The sequence below is a fragment of the Mediterraneibacter gnavus ATCC 29149 genome, from assembly GCF_008121495.1.
Taxonomy (GTDB): domain Bacteria; phylum Bacillota; class Clostridia; order Lachnospirales; family Lachnospiraceae; genus Mediterraneibacter; species Mediterraneibacter gnavus.
This window is the reverse complement of sequence record NZ_CP043051.1, coordinates 2656788-2674673: the sequence shown is the minus strand read 5'-3', so window position 1 is coordinate 2674673 and position 17886 is coordinate 2656788. Positions and strand designations below refer to the sequence as shown.

The following is a 17886-nucleotide window of genomic DNA, read 5'->3' as shown; positions in this document are numbered from 1 at the left end:
TCTATTTCTAAGGCAGAAGCAATCTGTCTGCCGTCACAAATTCAAATCCTTTTTCTTTCAGTCTGTCTATGATCTGCAAGGCCGCCTCCACAGAGGTTCCGTAACAGTCATGTAACAGAATCATATCATTTTCTTTTGCCTGCGTCACTACTTTGCTGACAATTTTCTCTGTATCTTTTACAGACCAGTCCAGCGGATCCACTGTCCACATAACCGGGATCATGGAAATTTTTGCGGAAAGTCCCTTTGGAAATTCTCCAAAAGGAGGTCTTACATATTCTACCGGATTTCCCGTGATCTTCTCGATCAGACGGTTCGTCTCCTCCAGCTCTTTGAGCGCTTCCTCTTCTTTGATCTTCGTCAGCTGAACATGATGATACGTGTGATTTCCAATCAGATGTCCGTCTCTTGCCATCTGCCTCACCAGCAGAGCATTGTCGCCTTTTTCAATATTCTCTCCGATCAGGAAAAACGTAGCATGCACATCCCGCTCTCTCAGCCCGTCCAGAAGTTTCTCTGTATACGCTGCACTCGGTCCGTCATCAAAAGTCAGTGCGATCTTTGGTCTGATTTCTTCTGTCTGCTCCACATCCGCACTCACAGACTGTACTTCCCTCTCTGCCGGAATATCCACAAACGGCTGAATCCCCAGCAACAAAAAAACATAGGTAACTGTCAGCACTCTCCCCATCCATTTCCAACGCAATTGACTCACAATCCTTTTTTCTCGTTATTGCCAGTATATGCGGCTTTTCCTGAATTTATGGCATGTGATTCTTCCGGTACTGGGACGGACTCATCTGCATCTTCTTTTTGAATGCCTTGGAAAAATACAGATTATCTTCAAATCCTACCGAATACGCAATGGATGCAACGGAAAGCCCGGTCTCCCTGAGAAGATGGCATGCCTGACGGATTCGATATTCCGTCAGATATTCTTTTGGGGACTGCTTCTGATATGCTTGAAATGCACGAAAGAGATAACTTCTGCTGATCCCCGTATAATCCGCTACATCCTCCACCGTGATCGGATAGGAGTAACTGGATGCAATATAATCCTTTGCCCGCTCCACATAAACCTGCCGGAGGTCGTCTTTTTTCTCTTCTTTTTCCGCATAGTGAATAAACACGGACAGCATGGTATAAAGAGCTCCTGTCATAGCTGCTGCCGCTTCATATGTCGTTCCTCTCACCTGATAGATCTGCTCCAGCTGCCGCCAGATCAAATCTCCCGGAATCTTATCCCTTCCGATCACCGGCCGTTTTCTCGCAAAATCAGTTGCCCGTACCATCACAGCCGCATCGGTTCCCATAAATCCTGCCCATGCGTACTCCCACGGATCATCCGGATCTGCATAATACTTGACCTCTGTATCCGGATACAGAATAAAACTGTCTCCCTCTCCCAGATGATATACTTTTTTATCTGCCACATAGGTCCCCTTTCCCGAAATAATATGGTGGATACAATAATGATCCCGGATTCCCGGTCCCCACTGCTGCTCCGGTCCGCACTGCTGATATCCCACATTATAAACGGAAAGAGAACTCAGAAGATTATCTCCTACTTTATAGGAGTATTTGTATGTCTGTTCCACGCTCTTCTTTCCTTTCCCCAAATCTGTTCTTCGCCTCTATTATACAACATAATTCCATATATATGCACGTATTTTTTATAGACTTTTTTCAGTCTGATTTTTATAATAAACTTGTAAAAATACTCAGTCTCTATGGAAAGTGAGGAATCAACATCATGAAAGAACGTTTGATGAAAAAATTTGAAGAACTTTTCGGCAGCACAGAAGATGCCGGTTTTTATTTCTCTCCGGGACGCGTGAATCTGATCGGAGAACACACAGATTACAATGGAGGACACGTATTTCCATGTGCGCTGACACTTGGTACATACGGAATCGCCAAAAAGCGCAGTGACCGTATCTTGCGTCTCTATTCTATGAATCTGGATCATCTCGGTGTGATCACTGCCACTCTTGACGATCTGACCAACAAGCCGGAATACAACTGGGCAAACTATCCGCTTGGAGTTCTCTGGGCATTAAAAGAAAAAGGATACTCTGTAGACTGTGGAATGGATCTTGTGATCTACGGAAATATTCCGAACGGTTCCGGTTTGTCCTCTTCCGCATCCCTGGAAGTTCTGACCGGAGTAATCGCAAAAGATCTCTGCGGATTTGATGCCTTAAGCATGACCGACATCGCACTGATCGGACAGTACTCTGAGAACAACTTCAACGGATGCAACTGCGGAATCATGGATCAGTTTGCAGTTGCCATGGGCAAAAAAGACTGCGCGATCTTTTTGGATACCGGCACACTCTCCTATGAGTATGCACCGGTAGAACTGGAAGACGCCAAGATCATCATCACAAACAGTAAAGTAAAACACAGTCTTGTTGACTCTCAGTACAACCAGAGACGTCAGGAATGCAGCCATGCGCTCTCTCTTCTTCAGGAAGAACTGGATATCAACGCTCTTGGTGATCTGGACATCGATACCTTTGAAAAATTCAAAGAAGTGATCACAGATCCTGTAGAGCAGAAACGTGCGAAACACGCAGTTTATGAAAACCAGCGTACCATCGAAGCGGTATCTGCATTAAAAGCAGGCAACATCGAGCGTTTCGGCGAACTGATGAATCAGTCCCACATCTCTTTAAGAGATGATTACGCAGTATCCTGTGAAGAGATCGATATCCTGGTCGATCTTGCATGGCAGATTCCGGGTGTTGTAGGTTCCCGTATCACAGGCGGCGGATTCGGGGGATGTACCGTAAGTATCGTAAAAAATGACGCTGTCGATACTTTCATCAATACTATCGGACCTGCATATAAAGAAAAGGTCGGACACGAAGCCGAATTCTACACCGTTGATATCGGAAGCGGTGCACAGAAACTGGAGACTCTCTAAGAAAGAAGGAATTTATCCATGTTATATGAATCTATCAAAAAACTGGTACAGTACGGCATTGATACCGGACTGACTCCGGAATGTGAACGTATTTACACTACAAACTTACTTTTGGATGTATTCCATGAAGACAACTGGGAAGATGTCTCCTGTGATCTGACAGATCTTGTGCTGAAAGACATCCTTGCCGATCTCCTTAAGGAGGCTGTTACACGCGGCATCATTGAAGACAGCATCGGCTATCGTGATCTGTTCGACACCAGACTGATGAACTGCCTGCTGCCGCGTCCGGCTCAGGTTCAGAACGACTTCTGGAGACATTATCAGGAATCTCCGGAATCCGCCACTCAGTTTTATTACAAGTTCAGTCAGGACAGCGATTACATCCGCCGGTACCGGATCAAAAAGGACCGCAGATGGAATGTAGACACAGACTACGGAACACTGGATATTACCATCAATCTGTCCAAACCGGAAAAAGATCCGAAAGCCATTGCCGCTGCGCGCAATGCTTCTGTTTCGGCTTACCCGAAATGTCAGCTCTGTATGGAGAACGAGGGGTATGCAGGGCGCCTCGATCACCCGGCCAGAGAGAATCACCGCATCATTCCGATCACGGTCAATGACAGCAAGTGGGGATTCCAGTATTCTCCTTATGTCTACTACAATGAGCACTGTATCGTGTTCAACGGAGAACATACTCCGATGAAGATCGAGCGCCAGACCTTTGTCAAGCTGTTTGATTTTATCAAACAGTTCCCGCACTATTTCCTCGGATCCAATGCAGATCTTCCGATCGTAGGCGGTTCTATTTTAAGCCATGACCACTTCCAGGGCGGACATTATACCTTTGCCATGGAAAAAGCGCCTGTCATCCAGGAGTTTACTGTCAAGGGCTTTGAAGATGTCACAGCAGGCATCGTAAAATGGCCGCTCTCTGTGATCCGTCTGCAGTCTGAGGATGTGACCAGAGTGATCGACCTTGCAGACCACATTCTGCAGGCATGGCGAGGATATACAGATGAAGCTGCTTTCATTTTTGCTGAAACAGACGGACAGCCTCACAATACGATCACGCCGATCGCCAGAATGCGGGATGGAAAATATGAGCTGGATCTGACTTTGAGAAACAACATTACCACAGAGGAACATCCGCTCGGAGTATACCATCCTCACAAAGAACTGCATCATATCAAAAAAGAAAATATCGGTCTGATCGAAGTCATGGGGCTTGCTGTACTCCCTGCACGTCTCAAAGATGAGCTGGAGCTGTTAAAGACTTATATTCTTGAGAAAAAAGACATCAGAAGCAATGAGACCATTGCAAAGCACGCGGACTGGACCGAAAGTTTCCTACCGTCCTATCCGGAGATCAACGCAGAAAATGTCACGCATATTCTGGAACAGGAAGTCGGAAAGGTCTTCTGTCAGGTCCTGGAAGATGCCGGTGTTTACAAATGCACAGACGAAGGACTCGCTGCATTTGACAGATTTGTTGAGACTTTATAAAATAGATTTCGGGAAACAGTGACTAAAAAGAACATCTCCGCAGAACTCAAAAGTTTTCATACTTTGCTTCCACGGGGATGTTCTTTTTCTTATTTTTTCTTTTTCTTATGTTTCGTCTTTTTCTTTTTCACACTGTACCCAAATGTCCCGATCTTCTTCCCGAGAGACAGATACTCTCCATGCGAATATGCCATCAGTCCTGTCTTATTCAGCTCAAACTTATTCTTTTCATTCAAATACTGCTCATCAATCTGTACTGCCAGAACTTCCGCCAGAAACATATGGTGGCTTCCCAGTTTTTTCACTTCTGTAACTTTACATTCGATATTGACCGGACACTCTTCGATCACCGGTGCATACTGAAGCTTTTCTGCTTTTGCCGGTGTCAGATGTGCCTCTTTCCATTTGTCCACATCCTTTCCGGAACGTACTCCGCAATAATCGGTTGCTTTTGCAAGCTGCTCCGTTGTCAGATTGATAACAAATTCTCCACTCTCTTTTAACATATGATACGAATATCGCTCCGGACGGACAGAAATATAAACCATCGCCGGATTAGTGCAAATCGTGCCCGTCCATGCGATCGTCAGAATATTGCTCTTTCCGGACTTGTCCGCCGTACTCACCATCACTGCCGGGAGTGGATATACCATATTCCCGGCTTTCCATACTTGTTTTCCCATTTTTTGCTCCTTCTACTGCTGCAGTGCCGAAACCAGTGTCGGTACAAGCTGTTTCTTTCTGGACACCACACCCTTTAGCTCGATCATCTCCGGATTTCCTTTCAGATCAAACGCAGAGATCATCTTTTCTCTTGCTCCGTTTCCGGCGCATAAAAGTTCTGAAGATTCTGCGACAATATTGGTCAGCATAAAGAAGATCATATCCAGCCCCTGTGTCTTTCTTGCCTGTTCCAGATAAGCGGATACTTCTGTTTTGATCTCACGCAGCTCTTCTGCGCTCATAGAGCTGATCTGACCAACTCCAAAGTTGATATCGTTGACTGTAAACTGTTTGAAATCCAGGAAACAGATTTCTTCAGCTGTTTTTCCTTTCAGATTACTTCCTGCATTAAACATCTCCAGTGCCAGCTTCTCAATATCAATCCCTGCGATCTCTGCCAGTTTCCTCGCAGATCTTTCATCCAACGGTGTACAAGTCGGAGACCGAAACATCAGGGTATCGGAAATGATCGCCGAGCAAAGGAGTGATGCGATCACCGGCTCTACTTCTACTCCCTCTTCCTGATACATCTGATAAACGATCGTAGCGGTACATCCAACCGGCTGATTTCGGAAAAATACCGGACCCATCGTTTCAATACTGCTCAGACGGTGGTGATCGATGATTTCCAGAACCTCTGCTTCTTCCACACCGTCCACTGCCTGATTTTTTTCATTGTGATCCACCAGGATCACCTGTTTTCTGCGGCTGTTGAGCAATCTTCTTCTGGAAATAAATCCCAGGAAATTGCCTGCCTCATCCAGGATTGGGAAGTCACGGAATCTCCTGCGTGCCATCACATCTTTGACATCATCCACATAGTCATCCATCTGGAAAGACACGATCCCCTCTCTTGTCATAAACTGCTTCACCGGAATACTCTGGTTGATCAAACGTGCGACCGTGAATGCATCATGCGGAGAAGAAATGATCACGATTTCTTTTTCTTCTGCCTGTTTTAAAATCTCTTCTCCTACACGTGCTCCGTTACACACCACCATACAGCTCACATTCAAATCGACGGCATGCTGCTGTGCCTCCTGGCGGTCTCCTAAGATCACCAGATCATTTTCTTCCACAAATTCCGACATCAGCTTTCGGCTTGATGCAAGAATCCCGACTTTTCCGTTCAACACATAGCTGTGTGGATTTCCTGCAATGATGGTTCCATCAATGGTCGATGCAATATTCCGGTACTGCGTCCTTGCCTTGGAGAGAATCCCGCTGTCATACACATCCATGTAAGAAGTCGCGATATCTCCAATGGTAATCAGACCTTCCAGTTTGCTGTCCCTTGTCACAGGAAGCGTCTTGATATTCAGCTCTTTCATAGATTTCCACGCACTCTTGATGGAAACACTTCCCTTGATTCCTTCAATGTTACGCAGTTCTACATCTTTGACCTGCACTCTTAAGTCCGACAACAGCTTCGGTGCCTCAACCTGAAAATGATCCAGCACATACTGCGTCTCTTCATTGAGCTGTCCCGCTCGCCTTGGACTATAATCTTCTCCCGTGATCTTAGATTTCAAATCAGCATAGGCGATCGCAGAACAAATCGAATCTGTATCTGGATTTTTATGCCCTACTACATACACTTTATTATTACTCACTCCGTTATTCATATCAATCCAAACTTCCTTTGCTTATTTTCTTCTATAGTGGTTATTGGTGTGAACAGTAACCTATATGTAGCTTGCCATTTTTTCCAGATTTCGTCAACCCAAATTTCAAGATTCCGTGTCTTTTTGATAAAACATATGCTATACTGTCTTTAATGCAAAGCAAAAATCTTCTGTTTTAAGAGATTTTTGTTTTAAAGTTTTAGAAAGTCGAGGTGCAGCGATGAGCGAAGAATTAAGAACAGAAGAATTACTGACAAACGAAGGACACACAGAGACAATGGCTGATTACGAAGATCATTTTGACGATGCCAATCCATGGAACAGGGTTTTGGAATATATGGAAAAGAAAACGATCCTCCCTGTTAAGATCGAAGGAATCGTAAATGGCGGTGCCATTGCCATGGTAGAAGGACTGCGCGGATTTATTCCGGCATCCAAACTCTCCCTTTCTTACATTGAAGATCTGGAGACTTACCTGCTCAAAGATGTGGAAGTTCAAGTGATCGATGTAGATCAGGCAGGCAACCGGCTTGTACTGTCCGCCCGTGAGCTTCTCAAAGAAAAAGAAAGAAAAGAAAAAGAAGCACAGATCGCAAGTATCCCAATCGGTACGGTTATGTCCGGTACTGTAGAGACATTACAGAACTACGGTGCATTTGTCAAACTGGAAAACGGTCTTTCCGGACTGGTACATGTTTCTCAGATTTCTCAAAAACGCGTCAAGAATCCTGCAGCTGTTTTGAATGTAGGAGATGAAGTTCAGGTCAAAGTCATCGGTATTAAAGACGGCAAGATCAGCCTGAGCATGAAAGCTTTGGAAGAACCGGAAGAAGAAGTTGTAGAAAAAGTTGAGATTCCAAAAGCCGAAGAGATCGGTACAAGCCTTGGAGATCTGTTCAAAAATATTCAGTTATAAAAATCTGTGATAAAAAGCCGCCGCCTCAAAGATTCAGCACTTTGAGACGACGGCATATTTCCGCACATTTCCAGCACAAGCCTTCTTTTCTTTCCCAGCCCGCTACAAATCGATTTCTTTCAAATACGGGTTCGTCACTTCATAAAATTTTTCTGCTTCTACTGCTTCTGCAATCGCAGTGTCGATCGGCATCTTGCCAAGTACCGGTACTCCCAGTTCTTTTGCAATCTCGTCAATATGACTCTCACCGAACACTTTGATCTCTTTTCCGCAGTCCGGACATTTGATGTAACTGTAGTTTTCCACGATTCCAAGAACCGGAATGTTCATCTGTTTTGCCATGTTGTACGCCTTCTTTACGATCAGCTGTACCAGATCCTGCGGAGAGGTGACGATCACAACTCCATCCACAGGCAGGGACTGAAATACAGTCAACGGAACATCTCCCGTTCCGGGAGGCATGTCAACGAACAGATAATCCAAATCTCCCCACATCACATCTGACCAGAACTGTGTCACAACGCCTGCGATCACAGGACCTCTCCAGATGACCGGTGTGTCCTCCTCTTCCAAAAGCAGGTTGACGGACATGATCCTTGTTCCATCCGGTGCGCTGCACGGAAGCATTCCCATCTCGTTTCCGATTGCCATCTCGTGCACTCCGTACATCTTCGGAATGGATGGACCTGTAATATCTGCATCCAAAATTCCTGCCGTATATCCTTTTTCGATCATCATACGTGCCAGGGAAGCTGTTACCAGCGATTTTCCAACGCCACCCTTTCCGCTGATGACTCCAATCACTTTTTTCACCTGGGAACCTACATTTGCCGGTGCTTTGGATGGCGCCGTATTGCCTGCATTCTGCTTCTGGCTTTCACAGGAACCGGAATGAGAACATCCTGCACAGGACTCTTCGGAACATCCTTCTGTATATTGTTCTTCCATTTTCATTACCTCTCTTTGTTCTATAAATTCATCTGTCTCCATCTTTGAAAACAGGATTTCAGACTGATTCTATTGTACCACAATTTGAGGATAATGCACACAACAACTTTTTACAGGGACTCCTCCAGATCAGAAAGCATCACATCCAGTGCAGTGATTCCGCCTTCCGCAGTGTACCATACTGCCGGATGTTCCAGATAGATGATTTTTCCATTTTTGTAAGCATCTGTCTGCATAACAAGTTCATTTTCCATAATTTCTTTTGCCGTCTGTGCCCCGTCTGCCCCGATTGCCTGATCACGATCCATCACGAAAATATACTCTGGGTTTTTCTCGACAACTGTTTCAAATGAAGCTTCATTTCCATGTGTTGAGGTACTTTCAGCAGCTGTCAGATTGTCAAATCCGATCTCCACTCCGATAATGGAGCATCTTCCGTCATTTCCCATTAAGTTAAAGCTTCCGCTTGTAGTCATTCCTACCAGTGCTGTATGCCCTTTTGCTTTTTCTGCCAATGCTTCAATTCTTTCATCAAAACCGGCTGTCTTTTCTTTTACTTCATCTTCCAGCCCAAACATAGAAGCAATCGTCTCTGCATTTTTTGTCACGCTTTTTACGACACCTGTCTCCACATCTGCCGAAAGGTATACAACCGGTGCAATTTCACTGAGCGCGTCATAGGAAGAAGCCAGACGTCCGCCGATGAAAATCACTTCCGGCTCACACTCCATCACAGCCTCCAGATCTGCCTCTTTGATCGTTCCCAGATTTGCAACCTTTTCATTATCCACATAATCAGAAAGGTACTCCAGAGAAGTAGATGCAGAACCTACTATTTTGTCTCCAACACCAAGATTATCCAGGATATCCAGTGCTGCCATATCCAAAACAGCGATACGTTCCGGATCATATGGTACTTCCAGAGAAATTTCTTCTCCGTTTGCATTCAGAGACTGGATCTTGATCTTCTCAGGTGTTTCCTGTTGTTTCTGCTCCTTTGCCGTTGTATCCGCAGAACTTCCTGTTGTTCCTTCTGCCTGCCCGCATGCTGTCAGACTGAGTGCTGCCACTCCTGCCAATAATACTTTTGCTAATTTTCTCATCTTCTTCCTCCATCTTTGTTTTCTTCCATTTTCTGTCATCAATAATATACCGATAATGGTTTTCCTTTGATATTTAAAATTTCAAAATCCACCTGGTAAATCTCAGAAAGGACTTCTTTTTGAATGACTTCTTCAACGGTTCCATATTTCGCGATTTTTCCGTTTTTAAATGCACAGATATAATCTGAATAAAAGGCTGCATAATTAATCTCATGAAGCACAAGGATCACTGTTTTTCCCAGCTCGTCACTTAACTTCCGCACCATCTTCATCATATTCGAAGCATGATAAATATCCAGATTATTCGTCGGTTCATCCAAAAAGACATACTCCGTATCCTGCGCAATGACCATGGCGATATATGCTCTCTGCCGCTGTCCTCCGGACAATTCATCCAGAAACCGGTCTTCAAACTCTTTTAGTTCCATATAATCGATCGCCTGTGCAACGATTTCTTTATCCTGCTTGGTCATCCGCCCTCCCGAATGCGGGAACCGTCCGAATGCAACCAGCTCTCTGACTGTCAGCTTCATCTCAATATGATTACTCTGTGTCAGAATCGCCAGATGCTTTGACAATTCTTTACTCTTCCAGTGCTCCAGCTTCTTTCCTTCAAACTCTACCACTCCTTCATCCTTTGCGATCAGTCTGGAAAGAATGCTCATCACAGTAGATTTTCCCGCTCCATTGGGACCGATCAGAGCAGTTACTTTTCCTTTTTGAATTTCAAAAGAAACGGAATCCACCACGGTTTTTCCGTGATACTGTTTTTTTACTCCACGTATCTTCACTCTTCTAACTCCTCCTTTTCCTCAACAGAAGATACAAAAAGTATCCTCCTCCGCCTACTGTAATAAATACACTGACCGGAATCGCATATACAAAGATCTGTTCCGAAATCATCTGCCCTGCCGCCAGAACAAACATCCCGAAGAAGACAGATCCCATGATCAGCTGCGAATGCCGGTATGTTTTCAAAAACTGTCTGGACAGATTTGCGATGATCAGTCCGAGGAATGAAATCGGTCCTACCATCGCTGTGGCGGTCGCGATACAGAGTGTCACTCCAAGCAGAAGTTTCCGGATGGCCCGGTCATAATCCACACCCAGATTGATTGCCTGATGTCTTCCAAGAGACAACACGTCCAAAAGCGCAAGTTCTTTTCGCAACACAAACACGATACCTGCCAGAACCAGGACTGCTGCCAGAATAATTTCCGAGTTGACGTTGTTAAAGCTTGCTACCAGCGTTGCCAGAAGGCTGTCATATTCATTGGGATCCATGATTCTTGTAAGCGTACTCTGAATGCTTCCGAAAAACGAAGTCAAAACCGTTCCGATCAACAATACATACAACACATTATAGTTTGTTTTTTTGAACAGATAGCTGTAGACCAAAACAGCTGTTGTACTCATTAAAAACAGATCGACCACAAAAGACACGTTCGCATTGACAGCGAGAAAACTTCCGGAACCTGCAAAGAATACCACTGCTGTGTGAATCAGCGTATACAACGAATTCATTCCCAACAGACATGGTGTCACAATCGTATTGTGAATAATAGTCTGAAATACGATCGTTGCCCCTCCGATGGCAGCAGATGCCACCAGCATGACCATCAGCTTTGGAATCCGGATTTTCATAGCATACCGAAACAGACGCTCATTTGAAAAAGAAACATCCACAAACAGATAGGCGATTGCTGCTGCCGCCACCAGTATCCCTAAAACAAGAAGCTTTCTGCTGTTTGTCTTATGAACTGCACTGTGCATCCTGTCTGCCTCCTTTCCCCAGAAGTATTCTTCTTCCTCCGTTTTTCAGTCGATACAGCAACAGTCCTACAAACAGGATGCTGCCGAGAATTCCTACGATCAGTTCGATAGGCAGCTCGTAAGGGGCAATCACCACTCTCGAGATCATGTCGCATACGATAACGAACAAAGCGCCAAACAGCGCCGTATCTGCCAGCGTTCCGCGGATCTTATCACCCTTGAACATGGTGACAATATTCGGAACGATCAGACCGATATAAGAAATCGAACCAACCACTACCACCACCGACGCCGTAATCATTGCCGCAATCGTAAGGCCCATAAAAAGCACCAGATTATAAGGCACTCCCAGATTCTGAGAGAATTCTTTTCCGATCCCCACAATATTGAAATGGTTTGCAAATACAAATGCCAGCACAACCAGCGGTACTGTCAGATACACAATCTCATATCTCCCGCGCAGTACCATAGAAAAATGCCCTACCAGCCAGGTGGACAGCGCCTGATTCATCTCGTATTGATAGGCAATGAAGCTGGTGATCCCTCCGATCACATTTCCAAACATGATTCCGACCAACGGTACCAGCACCACATCTTTAAAACGGATTTTCTGAACAAACCACACAAAAATCCAGGTTCCCAGAATCGCCGCCACAAACGCAAACACTGCTCTTCCAAGAAGTGTAGACTCCGGGAGAAATACCAGAGCCAGCAAAATTCCAAGCTGGGCCGAAGAAATCGTTGCTCCCGTAGTCGGAGACACAAACTTATTCATACAAAGCTGCTGCATGATCAGCCCTGCTGTACTCATTCCGATTCCTGTACACAGAATTGCCAGAAGCCGCGGAATCCTTGAAATCAGAAACAACCGGATCACTTCCGGATCTCCCTGCATCAGCGACGCCAGATCCGCATCCATCACCCCGATAAACAGAGAGCAGACAGAAACTACGAACAACACCGCCGCCAATATGATTGTCGATACATATTTTTTGATACCACCACCTCCATTAGTTTTTATTTACTCTTATTAGTTTTAACTAACATATGTATAAAAAAATATGTCTTCTCTACTGACAAAAAGACTATACACAATTCACTCACATTTCGCAATACCTTACTTTTTAGTATGTATATGCTTTTTTGCATACCGATTGGCAAACCGGTGTGCCGCATCGATCAGTGCCCTGACCTCCACGCCTTCTTCTGAAAGACGGTAACGAATCACGGACGGCTTCTTTTCCTTGATCACTTCCCTGTATAAAAGCCTTGCATCCTCCAGTTCTTTCAAATTCGAATATAACACTTTTTCCGAAATACCCGGGATTTCCTTTTTTAACTCCGAAAATCGATTATCGCCCTGCAGAATATGCCACAAGATCTTCAGCTTCCATTTCCCTCCGATCAGACTGTGTGTCAGGATCAGCGGACAGTGATCTTTCTTTATTTTGATGTCTGCCATGCAGAAAACTCCTTCCTAAAAATAATTCTTTACAAAAGTCACTTCTGCATTTTATAAGATTGCAGATAATTTTGCAAGATTTTTTTAGAAAGGAGCTTCCCCTACAATTCTTCTCTTGTTACATCCTTCAGCCATTTATAGCTCTTGTACCGGCGCCAGGTGATCGGAATCTTAATGATCTCATCACTCATCAGGATCATATACACCACCGGAACACTGCAGTGGAACACAAACGCTGCGAGCGCACCAAATAAAATGGAACATCCCCACATGGTAGACATATCCAGCAGCAGGCCAAACCGGGTATCTCCGCCGGAACGGAAGGTTCCCACGACCATCGTTGTGTTGAACGCCTGCCCTACCACAAAATAGGACATTACAAAGAACATGAACCGCATATACCCCTTTGCTGTTTCAGACAGAGTCATCGTCTCTGCCATAACCGGTGAGATCAGAAGGATCAGCACACCTCCCACAACTCCCATAATCACACTGAGCCATACGAACCTCTTTGCATATGCTTTTGCATGCTCATACTTTTTCTCTCCAATGGTTTTGCCCAGATAGATCGCTGTCGCACTGGAAAGTCCGAATGCTACCACCGTTGCGAGCTGTCTGGCCACCTGTGCGACCGAATTCGCCGCAACTGCAGCACTTCCCATATGACCAAGCACTGCCGTATTTGTCGCAGTTCCAAGTCCCCAGAGCACCTCGTTTAAGATCACCGGGAATGCGTATTTCAGAAAATCCATATTTAAAACGTGCTCTGTTTTAAAAAAGTAGGCGATCCTGAACTTGATATCTTTGTTCCACACTTTCGAGTACACACATACCAGTACCATCTCCAGGAGCCTGGAAACCAGCGTTCCAATTGCCGCACCCTGCACACCCATGGCGGGCATTCCGAGAAGCCCGAAGATCAAAATGGCATTGATCGTAATGTTGCAGAGCAGGGAACACAAATATACCACCGTTGCCACAACGACCCGTTCCACACTTCGCATAATATAAAGATAAGTCTGTGTGATCCCCATAAAAATGTAAGAAAAACTAACAATCCGCAAATACTTCACGCCCTCTTTGATCACCTCTGGTTCACTTGTAAATATCCGCAAAAGCTGCTCTGGCATGATCTGCGCTGCCAGAAAGAATAATGCAGTCACAAAAACCGCAGCCCGCATTCCAAGACCCAAAATCTTCTCGATTGTCCGCAGGTCCTTTTTCCCCCAATACTGTGCGGTCAGAACCGTTGCTCCGGATGTCAGCCCGAACAAAAACAACGTCATAATATACTGCACCTGCCCTGCAAGAGAAGATCCGGACAGCGCTGTCTCTCCTACGCGCCCCAGCATCACCACATCCGCAGCCGTTACACCCACATTGATCAGATTCTGAAGTGCCATCGGAATGACCAGTGCCAGTACACCCAAATAAAAATGCTTCCAGTCAATCTGCAGCTCATTTTCCTTTTTTCTCATAAACATCTTTTCTCTCCCATAAATTCCTATTTCTTGTTTTTCCATCCCCTTTTCCCAAATTTGAAAAACACATGGCAATTATAACATGTTTTGAGATTTATCATATACTATACAGAATAAAATTTTTCAAAAGGTATTTCTTATGACATCATGTAATTATGAAACAGACTATTCTACTGTTATCGGCGAGCGGATTTTGCCGTTCGTTTTTTCACTCAATACGGAGACTTCCGTTTTAACCCCAAAACCGGGAGAATACCAGCGATTTTGCTATGATATTGCGGGTGTTGGAACAGACACACCTCTCTATGCAGACTTAAGCCATTTCCTGCTTGGTATCTGCAGCGCGATCACGCAGGAGGATATCCTGGATGTTACGGTCGTAATCGACGGAAAATCGCAGAACGTAATCTGGGGTGAAAATGTAGAACTCAAAACAATCCAGCATCCGGATCCGCCAACCGGATGTACGGGACTGAAATTCGATTTCCCACTGGATAAAGTGGATGGTGAGATGCAGGTCTGCTTTTCTCTTGTCAGACCTTATGCGGTCGGCCCAGTCAATCTCTGTCTTTTCGGCGGCGGCCAGACCGCTTCCGGCCTGACCATATGCGGGCCTTCCTGCGGTTCCACAGAATCCTGTGAATCTACGTTTTACCAGAAAGAAACCGTTTGCGTTCCTGTAACGGTCTCCCCGTTTGCACATCCCGGAACCGCCAGAACAATCTGCTGCGGCGATCCTGTCATCCACACTGATCCACAGTGTCCGGGCAGCAAAACCTCCTGCACGTTTACTGTAACCCAGAGTCTCTGCATCCAGATCCCGATTGCTTTTGGTGCCGTTATTGAAACCGGAGAGGCTTCCGTTCAGTGCGGCGAGGCTTCCGAAACACCTTGCGACTGCTCTGATGAACCTTCTGTGGAAACTCCAGTTGAGAGAACCCAGCCGGAAACCAGAGAACACAAATTTTTCACCCGTTAAATTATTTTTAGACTGTCTGCGCTATTGGGTCACTGACTACCGGGTAGACGGTTTCCGTTTTGACCTGGCTTCCATTCTCGGAAGAAATGAAGACGGCTCTCCAATGAGTCAGCCGCCCCTTCTGCAGAGCCTTGCCTTTGATCCGATCCTTGGGAATGTAAAACTCATTGCCGAAGCATGGAATGCGGGCGGACTCTATCAGGTTGGCTCCTTTCCGTCCCGGAGACGCTGGGCCGAATGGAACGGACGCTACCGGGATGACATGTGGCGTTTTCTAAAAGGGGATGACGGACTTCATGAGACTGCTCTGAAACGGATCTTTGGCTCCCCGGATTTATACAATCCGCAGTACCGCGGGGGGGAAAATGCTTCCGTCAATTTTCTGACCTGTCATGACGGATTTACACTGTGCGATCTATACAGCTATAACCAGAAGCATAACGAGGCAAACGGCTGGAACAATACCGACGGCTGTGATGACAACCACAGTTGGAACTGCGGAGAAGAAGGAGAAACTTCCAATCCCGAAATCCTCCGCCTGCGGCTGAAAATGATGCAAAATGCCTGTGCACTGCTGATGTGCAGCCGTGGTACACCAATGTTTTTATCCGGAGATGAATTTGCAGATACACGATTTGGCAACAACAATCCATACTGTCAGGATAACGAAATCTCCTGGCTGGACTGGAGTCTGCTGTCCAAAAATCAGGCCCTGTTTGCGTTCTTTCAATATATGATCGCATTTCGTAAACAGCACCCATCCATCCGCAGAGATCTGGAGCCGAGCTACACCTCATACCCTTCCATGAGCAGCCACAGACTTACCCCAGAGCCGCCTGTTCCTTCCTCAGATTCTCACACTGCCTGCGTGATGTTCTCAGGATTTGATGAAAAGACCGGACAGGAAGATCTTGTATTTCTTGCGGTCAACGCACACTGGATTGCAAAACAACTTGTGCTCCCATCCCTTCCAAACGGTTATGTCTGGAAGATTGCAGTCAATACCGGGGACTTGCTGCATCAGACATTTTCCGGGAACGATATGCCGACTGCAGGACAGACTGTTTTGCTGGGAGAGCGATCTGTTATCGTATTTGCAGGCATGAAACAAGCAGAGACAGCCTCTCTATGAGACTGTCTCTGCCTGGCTTCATTCTGAATTTTAATCTTCCCCTTCAAAGGCTTCTTTTACTTTATCCATGAAACCTTTTCTTTTGGTTTTTTTCTCGCTTTTTTCCGGATTACTGTCATTTTGATGCAGTGAGTTTCCACTCAGTTCATCAAATCTGCGCAGTGCCTCTTTTGCCTCTGCACTGAGTTTTTCCGGCGTCTGGATCACCAGTGTCACATAGTGATCTCCACGCACTGCGGAATTTCTCAGGGACGGGACTCCCTTGCCTTTTAATCGTACCTTTGTATCGGTCTTTGTACCTGGCTTAACATTGTAGATCACCGCTCCGTCCACAGTCTGAATCTTCACATCTCCACCGAGTGCTGCCTGTGCAAATGAAATCGGCACTGTTGAGAAAATGTGCATATCCTGACGCTGGAAGATCGGATGTCTGGATACGTTCACCTCGACCAGAAGATCTCCTCTCGGACCTCCGTTTGTACCCGGCTCTCCTTTTTCGCGGATGCGTACACTCTGTCCGTTGTCAATTCCTGCAGGAATGGTCACTTCAATCTTCTTCTTACTTGAAGTGTATCCTGTTCCGGAGCAGGATGTACATTTTTCCTTGATCACCTTACCGGAACCACCACAGTTCGGACAGGTCTGGACGTTCTGTACCGTTCCGAAGAAAGACTGACTCGTATAGACAACCTGACCTTTTCCTCCACACTTCGGACACGTCTCCGGAGAAGTCCCCGGTTTTGCACCTGTTCCTCCACATGTCGTACATGGATCTTTTAAAATCACTTCCAGTTCTTTCTTGCAGCCAAACACAGCTTCCTCAAATGTAATACGGATGCTCTTTCGAATATTCGCGCCTTTCATCGGGCCATTGTTCGCACGACCGCCTCTTCTTCCGCCGCCGCCAAACAAATCGCCGAAAATGTCTCCGAAAATATCTCCAAAATCTGCGCCGTTGAAGTCAAAGCCTCCAAATCCGCCAGCACCGCCTGCGCCGCCTTCAAACGCAGCATGACCGAACTGGTCGTACTGACGACGTTTTTCAGCATCACTCAGTACCGCATAGGCTTCGGATGCTTCTTTGAATTTCTTTTCTGCTTCGGCATCGCCCGGATTCATATCCGGATGGTACTTCTTCGCCAGTGCACGATACGCCTTTTTGATCGCAGCATCGTCAGCATCCTTGCTTACACCAAGCACCTCGTAATAATCTCTTTTTGACTCCGCCATAATAATCTACCTTTCATCCTTGATCCAACTCATAACCAAACAGGCGAGGGCACACCGCCGGAGCCTGAAAGACATG

17 protein-coding genes are annotated in these 17886 nt (G+C 45.8%); 5 read left to right on the top strand and 12 right to left on the bottom strand.

Annotated features, from left to right (window positions below):
* Positions 1 to 7: 7 nt before the first annotated feature.
* Together FXV78_RS13235 and FXV78_RS13230 are read right to left on the bottom strand one after the other, a co-directional pair.
* Positions 8 to 691, bottom strand: coding sequence for a polysaccharide deacetylase family protein (locus tag FXV78_RS13235; RefSeq protein ID WP_004840461.1), 684 nt, complete (start codon positions 689 to 691; stop codon positions 8 to 10).
* 70 nt (positions 692 to 761) lie between these two features.
* Positions 762 to 1619, bottom strand: coding sequence for an AraC family transcriptional regulator (locus FXV78_RS13230; RefSeq protein WP_004840463.1), 858 nt, complete (start codon positions 1617 to 1619; stop codon positions 762 to 764).
* A 134-nt stretch (positions 1620 to 1753) separates the two neighbouring features.
* On the opposite strand from FXV78_RS13230, the gene FXV78_RS13225 reads away from it, so the two are divergent.
* The gene (locus FXV78_RS13225) at positions 1754 to 2929 is read left to right on the top strand and encodes a galactokinase (protein ID WP_004840466.1); all 1176 of its coding nucleotides are present in this window, start codon (positions 1754 to 1756) and stop codon (positions 2927 to 2929) included.
* A gap of 18 nt (positions 2930 to 2947) precedes the next feature.
* The gene (gene galT / locus FXV78_RS13220) at positions 2948 to 4438 is read left to right on the top strand and encodes a UDP-glucose--hexose-1-phosphate uridylyltransferase (RefSeq protein ID WP_004840468.1); all 1491 of its coding nucleotides are present in this window, start codon (positions 2948 to 2950) and stop codon (positions 4436 to 4438) included.
* Positions 4439 to 4527: 89 nt separating this feature from the next.
* Here galT and FXV78_RS13215 read toward each other — a convergent pair whose 3' ends face one another.
* The gene (locus tag FXV78_RS13215) at positions 4528 to 5121 is read right to left on the bottom strand and encodes a flavin reductase family protein (protein WP_004840469.1); all 594 of its coding nucleotides are present in this window, start codon (positions 5119 to 5121) and stop codon (positions 4528 to 4530) included.
* Between the two features lie 12 nt (positions 5122 to 5133).
* Positions 5134 to 6786 (bottom strand): putative manganese-dependent inorganic diphosphatase, encoded by a 1653-nt coding sequence (locus FXV78_RS13210; protein WP_004840471.1) that lies wholly within the window; start codon positions 6784 to 6786, stop codon positions 5134 to 5136.
* A 220-nt stretch (positions 6787 to 7006) separates the two neighbouring features.
* On the opposite strand from FXV78_RS13210, the gene FXV78_RS13205 reads away from it, so the two are divergent.
* Positions 7007 to 7702 carry a S1 RNA-binding domain-containing protein gene (locus tag FXV78_RS13205; protein ID WP_004840472.1) on the top strand — a complete coding sequence of 232 codons (696 nt, stop codon included), beginning with the start codon at positions 7007 to 7009 and terminating at the stop codon, positions 7700 to 7702.
* Positions 7703 to 7804: 102 nt separating this feature from the next.
* Here the strand turns inward: FXV78_RS13205 and FXV78_RS13200 are convergent, their stop codons facing one another.
* The 7 genes from FXV78_RS13200 to FXV78_RS13170 all read right to left on the bottom strand — a co-directional run bounded on the left by FXV78_RS13200 (position 7805) and on the right by FXV78_RS13170 (position 14472).
* Positions 7805 to 8650, bottom strand: a complete 846-nt coding sequence (locus tag FXV78_RS13200; RefSeq protein WP_022038236.1) for an Mrp/NBP35 family ATP-binding protein — start codon at positions 8648 to 8650, stop codon at positions 7805 to 7807.
* Between the two features lie 110 nt (positions 8651 to 8760).
* Positions 8761 to 9753 carry a siderophore ABC transporter substrate-binding protein gene (locus FXV78_RS13195; protein ID WP_039959258.1) on the bottom strand — a complete coding sequence of 331 codons (993 nt, stop codon included), beginning with the start codon at positions 9751 to 9753 and terminating at the stop codon, positions 8761 to 8763.
* A 38-nt stretch (positions 9754 to 9791) separates the two neighbouring features.
* Positions 9792 to 10544 (bottom strand): iron ABC transporter ATP-binding protein, encoded by a 753-nt coding sequence (locus FXV78_RS13190; RefSeq protein ID WP_004840476.1) that lies wholly within the window; start codon positions 10542 to 10544, stop codon positions 9792 to 9794.
* 4 nt (positions 10545 to 10548) lie between these two features.
* Complete coding sequence (locus tag FXV78_RS13185; RefSeq protein WP_004840478.1) at positions 10549 to 11526, bottom strand: iron chelate uptake ABC transporter family permease subunit; 978 nt, start codon at positions 11524 to 11526, stop codon at positions 10549 to 10551.
* Entirely contained in the window at positions 11507 to 12487 is a 981-nt protein-coding gene (locus FXV78_RS13180; RefSeq protein WP_243647391.1) for an ABC transporter permease, read from the bottom strand. Before FXV78_RS13180 ends, FXV78_RS13185 begins: the two co-directional genes overlap by 20 nt.
* Before the next feature lie 156 nt (positions 12488 to 12643).
* On the bottom strand, positions 12644 to 12988 hold the full coding sequence (locus tag FXV78_RS13175; RefSeq protein WP_004840482.1) for a winged helix-turn-helix transcriptional regulator: 345 nt from the start codon (positions 12986 to 12988) through the stop codon (positions 12644 to 12646).
* Positions 12989 to 13089: 101 nt separating this feature from the next.
* On the bottom strand, positions 13090 to 14472 hold the full coding sequence (locus tag FXV78_RS13170; RefSeq protein ID WP_009243900.1) for an MATE family efflux transporter: 1383 nt from the start codon (positions 14470 to 14472) through the stop codon (positions 13090 to 13092).
* A gap of 136 nt (positions 14473 to 14608) precedes the next feature.
* Between FXV78_RS13170 and FXV78_RS13165 the strand changes: the two genes are divergently transcribed.
* Both FXV78_RS13165 and FXV78_RS13160 read left to right on the top strand, forming a co-directional pair.
* Positions 14609 to 15448, top strand: a complete 840-nt coding sequence (locus tag FXV78_RS13165) for a hypothetical protein (RefSeq protein ID WP_004840486.1) — start codon at positions 14609 to 14611, stop codon at positions 15446 to 15448.
* The gene (locus tag FXV78_RS13160; RefSeq protein WP_330371410.1) at positions 15399 to 16580 is read left to right on the top strand and encodes a hypothetical protein; all 1182 of its coding nucleotides are present in this window, start codon (positions 15399 to 15401) and stop codon (positions 16578 to 16580) included. The genes FXV78_RS13165 and FXV78_RS13160 overlap by 50 nt, the downstream gene beginning before the upstream one ends.
* 30 nt (positions 16581 to 16610) lie before the next feature.
* Here the strand turns inward: FXV78_RS13160 and dnaJ are convergent, their stop codons facing one another.
* Positions 16611 to 17810: a molecular chaperone DnaJ gene (gene dnaJ / locus FXV78_RS13155; protein ID WP_004840491.1), complete on the bottom strand. Its 1200-nt coding sequence runs from the start codon at positions 17808 to 17810 to the stop codon at positions 16611 to 16613.
* Positions 17811 to 17886: the final 76 nt, after the last annotated feature.

Bases quoted from the DNA above. Each gene is read 5' to 3' on its own strand.
- FXV78_RS13235 (WP_004840461.1), bottom strand. From the start codon at position 691: ATGGGGAGAGTGCTGACAGTTACCTATGTTTTTTTGTTGCTGGGGATT.
- FXV78_RS13225 (WP_004840466.1), top strand. From the start codon at position 1,754: ATGAAAGAACGTTTGATGAAAAAATTTGAAGAACTTTTCGGCAGCACA.
- galT (WP_004840468.1), top strand. From the start codon at position 2,948: ATGTTATATGAATCTATCAAAAAACTGGTACAGTACGGCATTGATACC.
- FXV78_RS13215 (WP_004840469.1), bottom strand. From the start codon at position 5,121: ATGGGAAAACAAGTATGGAAAGCCGGGAATATGGTATATCCACTCCCG.
- FXV78_RS13210 (WP_004840471.1), bottom strand. From the start codon at position 6,786: ATGAATAACGGAGTGAGTAATAATAAAGTGTATGTAGTAGGGCATAAA.
- FXV78_RS13205 (WP_004840472.1), top strand. From the start codon at position 7,007: ATGAGCGAAGAATTAAGAACAGAAGAATTACTGACAAACGAAGGACAC.
- FXV78_RS13200 (WP_022038236.1), bottom strand. From the start codon at position 8,650: ATGGAAGAACAATATACAGAAGGATGTTCCGAAGAGTCCTGTGCAGGA.
- FXV78_RS13195 (WP_039959258.1), bottom strand. From the start codon at position 9,753: ATGAGAAAATTAGCAAAAGTATTATTGGCAGGAGTGGCAGCACTCAGT.
- FXV78_RS13185 (WP_004840478.1), bottom strand. From the start codon at position 11,526: ATGCACAGTGCAGTTCATAAGACAAACAGCAGAAAGCTTCTTGTTTTA.
- FXV78_RS13175 (WP_004840482.1), bottom strand. From the start codon at position 12,988: ATGGCAGACATCAAAATAAAGAAAGATCACTGTCCGCTGATCCTGACA.
- FXV78_RS13170 (WP_009243900.1), bottom strand. From the start codon at position 14,472: ATGTTTATGAGAAAAAAGGAAAATGAGCTGCAGATTGACTGGAAGCAT.
- FXV78_RS13165 (WP_004840486.1), top strand. From the start codon at position 14,609: ATGACATCATGTAATTATGAAACAGACTATTCTACTGTTATCGGCGAG.
- dnaJ (WP_004840491.1), bottom strand. From the start codon at position 17,810: ATGGCGGAGTCAAAAAGAGATTATTACGAGGTGCTTGGTGTAAGCAAG.